5 protein-coding genes are annotated in these 6087 nt (G+C 71.0%); 3 read left to right on the plus strand and 2 right to left on the minus strand.

Annotation, left to right across the window (positions count from 1 at the left end):
* Nucleotides 1-1575 (minus strand): methyl-accepting chemotaxis protein (locus H7U20_RS24880; RefSeq protein WP_199761835.1); only part of this gene is annotated, 1575 nt, incomplete at its 3' end.
* A gap of 67 nt (nt 1576-1642) precedes the next feature.
* On the minus strand, nt 1643-2095 hold the full coding sequence (locus tag H7U20_RS24885; RefSeq protein ID WP_199761836.1) for a cache domain-containing protein: 453 nt from the start codon (nt 2093-2095) through the stop codon (nt 1643-1645).
* A 269-nt stretch (nt 2096-2364) separates the two neighbouring features.
* On the opposite strand from H7U20_RS24885, the gene H7U20_RS24890 reads away from it, so the two are divergent.
* The 3 genes from H7U20_RS24890 (at nt 2365) to H7U20_RS24900 (ending at nt 5998) form a co-directional block, all read left to right on the plus strand.
* A complete protein-coding gene (locus tag H7U20_RS24890) occupies nt 2365-3789 on the plus strand; it encodes a KamA family radical SAM protein (RefSeq protein ID WP_199761837.1) in 1425 nt (474 codons plus the stop codon).
* A 2-nt stretch (nt 3790-3791) separates the two neighbouring features.
* Nucleotides 3792-5081, plus strand: coding sequence for an MFS transporter (locus H7U20_RS24895; RefSeq protein ID WP_233411065.1), 1290 nt, complete (start codon nt 3792-3794; stop codon nt 5079-5081).
* A gap of 68 nt (nt 5082-5149) precedes the next feature.
* On the plus strand, nt 5150-5998 hold the full coding sequence (locus H7U20_RS24900; protein ID WP_199761838.1) for a 2OG-Fe(II) oxygenase: 849 nt from the start codon (nt 5150-5152) through the stop codon (nt 5996-5998).
* Nucleotides 5999-6087 lie beyond the last annotated feature (89 nt).

The following is a 6087-nucleotide window of genomic DNA, read 5'->3' on the forward strand; positions in this document are numbered from 1 at the left end:
CCCCCCCCCCCCCCCCCCCCCCGCCGCCGCCGGCTCGACCTGGAACACCGCCACCGCGCCGCTCAGCTGGGCGGCCTGCTCCTGCAGGCTGCCGGCGGCGGCGGCGGCCTGCTCGACCAGGGCGGCGTTCTGCTGGGTCACGTCGTCGATCTGGTTGACCGCCGAGTTGACCGCCGCGATCCCCTCGGCCTGCTCGGCGCTGGCGGCGCTGATGCGGCCGATGATGTCGTTGACCTGCTGCACCGAGGCGACGATCTCGCCCATCCGCTCGCCGGCCTGGTGCACCGAGGCGCTGCCGCTGTCGATGGTGCTGACCGAGGCGGCGATCAGCGTCTTGATCTCCTTGGCGGCGGCGGCCGAGCGCTGCGCCAAGGTGCGCACCTCGGAGGCGACCACGGCGAAGCCCCTGCCCTGCTCGCCGGCGCGGGCCGCCTCGACGGCGGCGTTCAGCGCCAGGATGTTGGTCTGGAAGGAGATGCCGTCGATCACGCCGATGATCTCGACGATCTTGCGCGAGCTGGCGCGGATCGAGTCCATCGTCAGCACCGCCTGGCCGACCGCCTGGCCGCCGCGGCCGGCCAGCTCGGAGGCGCTGGCGGCCAGCTGGCAGGCCTGGCGGGCGTGGTCGGCGTTGCCGCGCACCGCCGCCGTCAGGTTGTCCATCGCGCTGGCGGTCTGCTGCAGCGAGCCGGCCTGCAGCTCGGTGCGGCTCGACAGGTCGAGGTTGCCGCTGGCGATCTCGTGGGCCGCCGTGTCGATGCCCTGCACCGCCTGCTGCACGCTGCACAGCGTGGCGTTGAGCTTGCCGATCGCCTGGTCCAGGCTGCGCGAGGTGTCGGCGATCTCGTCGCGGCCGACGGCGCGCCGGCCCGGCGTGAGGCGGCCGGCGGCCAGGCCCTGCACGCTCTCGGCGATGGCGCGGATGTCGCCCAGCATGGTGCCGCGCACCCGCATCGTCACCACCATCGACAGCAGCACCGACAGCAGCACGGCGCCGGCCATGGTCAGGCCGAGGGCGTGGAACTCGGCCTTGGCCTCGGCGTGGGCCCGTTCGCTGAGCAGCTTCTCGAGCGCCGCCAGGCGCGCCAGCTCCTCGTTGAGGACGACGAACTGCTTCTCCGCCTTGGTCATCGAGTTGGTGGCGATCGACTGGTCCATCGACGCCATCTCGATGGTGTCGAGCACCGCCTTGTGGTAGGCCGTCAGCGCGGTGGCGGCGGCCTCGACGATCTTGCGCTCGTCCGGCCCGGCCACCCTGGCCAGGCCGGCCAGCTGCTGCTCGATGTCGGCGTGGCGCGCCTTGATCTGCCGCACCAGCGCGTCGACGCGGGGCTGGGCGAAGGCGCTGGTGACCCAGGCCAGCAGCTGGTAGATGTTGGCGTGGGCGTGCTTGGCCTCGCCGCCGACGTCGGCCGCCGTCTTCAGCCGCGCCGCGCGCACCTGCACCAGGTTCTCCAGCGAGGCGTTCTGCCGCACCATGCCGTAGTAGGCACAGCCGGCGGTGAGCACCAGCAACAACAGCACCAGGCAGGGCGCCAGCAATAGTTTCGGGCCTATCCGTAATTGTTTAAGCATGGTAACTCCCGCCGGGATGTCGATGTCGCGATGGACGGGGACGGCGGCGCCGCCCCCCGTTTATTAGCTATTTCTTGTAGATGCCGGCCTCGAGCACAACGTCGCCGACCCGCAGGATGTAGGTGGTCTTCGGCTCGATCTTGCCGTTGAGCGGGTTCTTGTACATATAGTCGACCCAACCCCTGCCCTTCTTCTGCGCCAGCTCGATGATCTCGCGGCGATAGCGCTTGCCGCTGACGTCGGGCACGTCGGTCAGGTCCTTGCCGACGATCGAGGGGTTGATCGGGTGGGCCAGCACGATGCCGCTGTGGATGTCGCGCATGTCGACGTACAGCTCGCCCTGCAGGAAATCGGGATCCTTGGCGTTGATCTTGCGGATCATCTCGTCCTTGCCGTGCTCCTTGATGAAGGCGGCGCCGCGCTCGGCCATGGCGATGGCGTTCTTCTCGGTCGGTTCCATCACGGCGGCAACCTGGCCCAGGGTCAGGCACAGCAGGGTGCCGGTCAACAAGCGTTTCATCTCGATTCCTTTGGTCGGTTGGGGGAAGCGGCGGGGAAAAGTTGCCCATGCGCATGACGTACTCTACCCCGCTGGCGGACGCGGGGATTGCGATTGCGCAAGCGCGCGCCCGGCCGGCGCGGCGGCGTGGCGCGCCAGCCGCGGCTTGCATGGCGCACGTGTTCCCGTTCGGAACTTTTTCGGCCATCTGTTGATATACGGCAATCCGTCGCGCCATTCCAGTTCTAGCATGAAAGTCCCGCCGTCTTTACCCCGATTGGAGAACCGCGATGCAAGCCGCCGCCGCCGCCGACAAATTCAAACCGTATATCCGCCAAACCATCGCGCAGTCGCGCCAGTGGGACAGCATTCCGCCCGATCTGCAGGAGGCGGTGCAGGTGGTCTCCCACGTGCTGCCGTTCCGCACCAACGCCTACGTGATGGACCAGTTGATCGATTGGAACCGGGTGCCCGACGACCCGATCTTCCGCCTCACCTTCCCGCACCGCGACATGCTGCCGGCCCACGAGTACGCCCAGTTGCGCGAGCTGGTGCTGGGCGCCGGCCAGGGCGACCAGGCCCGCCTGGCGCACCTGGTGCGGCAGATCCGCCTGCGCATGAACCCGCACCCGGCCGGCCAGATGACCCACAACGTGCCGCGCGTCAACGACGCGCCGGTGCGCGGCCTGCAGCACAAGTACAAGGAGACCGTGCTGTTCTTCCCCAGCGCCGGCCAGACCTGCCACGCCTACTGCACCTTCTGCTTCCGCTGGCCGCAGTTCGTCGGCATGGACGACATGAAGTTCGACGCCAAGGAATCGCACGAGCTGGCCGGCTACCTGCGCGACAAGAAGGACGTCACCGACGTGCTGATCACCGGCGGCGACCCGCTCATCATGAACACCCGCCAGTTGGCCGCCTACATCGAGCCGCTGCTGGCGCCCGAGCTGGGCCACATCCAGAACATCCGCATCGGCACCAAGTCGGTGGCCTACTGGCCGCAGCGCTTCGTCAGCGACCGCGACGCCGACGACCTGCTGCGCCTGTTCGAAAAGGTCGTCGCGGCCGGCAAGAACATGGCCATCATGGGCCACTACAACCACGCCGTCGAGCTGCGCGGCGCGCTGGCCCAGCAGGCCGTCAAGCGCATCGTCGCCACCGGCGCCACCCTGCGCATGCAAGGTCCGCTGATCCGCCACATCAACGAGGACCCGGCCAGCTGGGCCGAGCTGTGGCGCACCGGCGTGCGCCTCGGCGCCATCCCCTACTACATGTTCGTCGAGCGCGACACCGGCCCGCGCGAATACTTCGGCCTGCCGCTGGCGCGCGCCCACGAGATCTTCCAGGCCGCCTACCAGATGGTGTCGGGGCTGGCGCGCACGGTGCGCGGCCCGTCGATGAGCGCCTTCCCCGGCAAGGTGGTGATCGACGGCATCGCCACGGTGGGCGGCGAGAAGGTCTTCGCCCTGCAGTTCCTGCAGGCCCGCAACCCCGACTGGGTGCGCAAGCCCTTCTACGCCAAGTTCGACCCGCTGGCCACCTGGATGGACGATCTGCGCCCGGCCTTCGGCAAGGACAAGTTCTTCTTCGAAAGCGAGGCCGGCTGGCAGGAGGCGCTGGCCGACCACGCGCCGCGCAAGGTGATCCCGCTGACCCCGGCCGTGCAGCTGCACGGCGAGGCCGCCGCCGGCGGCGGCCACAGCAACGCGGCCTGACCATGGAACTGGACGCTTCGGCGCGAGCGCCCCGGCCGATGTCGGCGGCGGCCCTGTTCGGCCTGCTGTTCCTGCCCTACGCCATGGGCCACTTCCTGTCCTGCCTGATGCGCACCGTCAACGCCATCCTGGTGCCCCAGCTGACGGCCGAGCTGGCGCTCAAGCCGGCCCAGCTGGGCCTGCTCAGCAGCGTCTTCTACTTCGCCTTCGCGCTGGCCCAGTTGCCGGTCGGCGTCGCCCTCGACCGCTGGGGGCCGCAGCGGGTGCAACCGCCGATGCTGCTGCTGGCGGCGCTGGGCGCGCTGGCCTTCGCCCACGGCCGCAACTACGCCGAACTGCTGGCCGCGCGCGCCCTGATCGGCCTGGGCCTGGGCGGCTGCTTCATGTCCGCCGTCAAGGCCATCTCGACCTGGATTCCACCGGCCCGCCTGCCCACCGTGCACGGCTGCCTGATCGCCGTCGGCGGCCTGGGCGCCGCCGCCGCCACCGTGCCGGTGCGGCTGGCGCTCGGCTACACCGACTGGCACGGCGTGTTCATCGCGCTGGCCGCCGCCGCCGCCGCGCTGGCGCTGCTGATCCATACGGTGACGCCGGCCGCGCCGGCGCCGCCGCGCCGGCCGCCCAGCCTGCGCGGCCTGGGCCAGGTCTACCGCCACCCGGCCTTCCGCGACACCGCCGCCCTGATGCTGGTGCCGCACATGGTGTTCTTCGGCATCCAGGGCCTGTGGATAGGCCGCTGGCTGAACGACGCCGCCCGTTGCAGCGAGGCCGAGACGGTCCAGCTGCTCTACTACGGCATGGCGGCCATCGTCGTCGGCGCCGTCGCCGTCGGCCTGATCACCGAGTGGGCCGGCCGCCGCGGCGTGGCGCCGCTCGACGTCGCCGCCGTCGGCGTCGCCCTGTTCCTGCTGGTGCAACTGGGCCTGGTGTGCAACTACGCGCCGCTGCAGCGCCCGCTGGCCGTGCTGTTCACGCTGGTCGGCACCGTCACCGGCATCGAGTACACCATCATCGCCCAGCGCATGCCGGCCGGCCTGACCGGGCGCGCCGCCACCTGCCTGAACCTGCTGATCTTCCTCGGCGCCTTCACCGTGCAGGCCGGCTTCGGCCTGGTGCTCGACCTGTGGCCGGCCGGCGCCGGCCACCGCTATCCGGCGGCCGCCTACCAGAGCGCCTTCGGCCTGCTGTTCGCGCTGCAGCTGCCCGGCCTGCTGCGCTTCCTCGCCCTGCGCCGCGGCGGCCGCGCCGCTTCCGGTAGAATGGCTTGCCGGCCGCCGCGCGCCGCCCTGTGAGCCCGTCCCGCTGAGGCGGCGGGGCGGGCGCCGGCGGCCCCCGTCCCGTCCTTCCTCACCGAGCCGCCATGACCGACCCGCTTTCCGCCTTCACCGCCCTGCCGCCCGACTGGCAAGCCTGGATCCGCGACAACCTGGCGCGCGCCTGCAGCCCGGCCGAGATGGCCGACAGCATGGCGCGCTCCGGCCAGTACAGCCTGCAGGCGGCGCGCGCCGCCATCGCGCTGGCGCCCGGCTGCCCGGCGCCCGCCTTCGCCGCCGCGCCGGCGCAGCCCTACATCGACACCGACGCCGCCGCGCTGCGCCTGGACGGGCGCGACGTCGAACTGCTGTTCGTGCTGCGCCAACCCGTCGTGGTGCTGCTCGGCGGCGTGCTCGACGACGCCGAGTGCGCCGCCATGCAGGCCCACTGCGCCGAGCGCTACAGCCGCTCCACCGTCACCCCCGAGGAGGACGGCCGCAGCGCCGTGCACGCGGGCCGCACCAGCGACATGGCCTACATCGCGCGCGGCGACTGCGCCGTGGCCGACCGCGTCGAACAGCGCCTGGCGGCGCTGGCGCACTGGCCGCTCGACCGCGGCGAACCCTTCCAGCTGCAGCGCTACGGCGTCGGCAACGAATACCGCGCCCACTTCGACTGGCTCAACCCGGACGCCGCCGGCCACCGCGAGCACCTAGCGCGCGGCGGCCAACGCCTGGCCACCTTCATCCTCTACCTGGGCGAGGTCGAACGGGGCGGCGCCACCGTCTTCCCCAAGCTGGGCCTGGAGGTCTTCCCGCGCAAGGGCAGCGCGCTGTTCTTCCTCAACACCGACGCCACCGGCCAGCCCGACCCGCGCACCCTGCACGCCGGCGCCCCGGTGCTCAGCGGCAGCAAGGTGATCGCCAACAAGTGGCTGCGCGCCGGCCGCTACTAGCAGTCTGTCGGACTATCGTCTAGAAAGAAGCGAGGTGAGCCGGTAAAATGGATGCCGACGACGATTTGATTTGCGAGAGGGCCGGATGA

Origin of the sequence: Rugamonas violacea (assembly GCF_016461825.1) — a bacterium.
Taxonomy (GTDB): Bacteria; Pseudomonadota; Gammaproteobacteria; order Burkholderiales; family Burkholderiaceae_D; genus Rugamonas.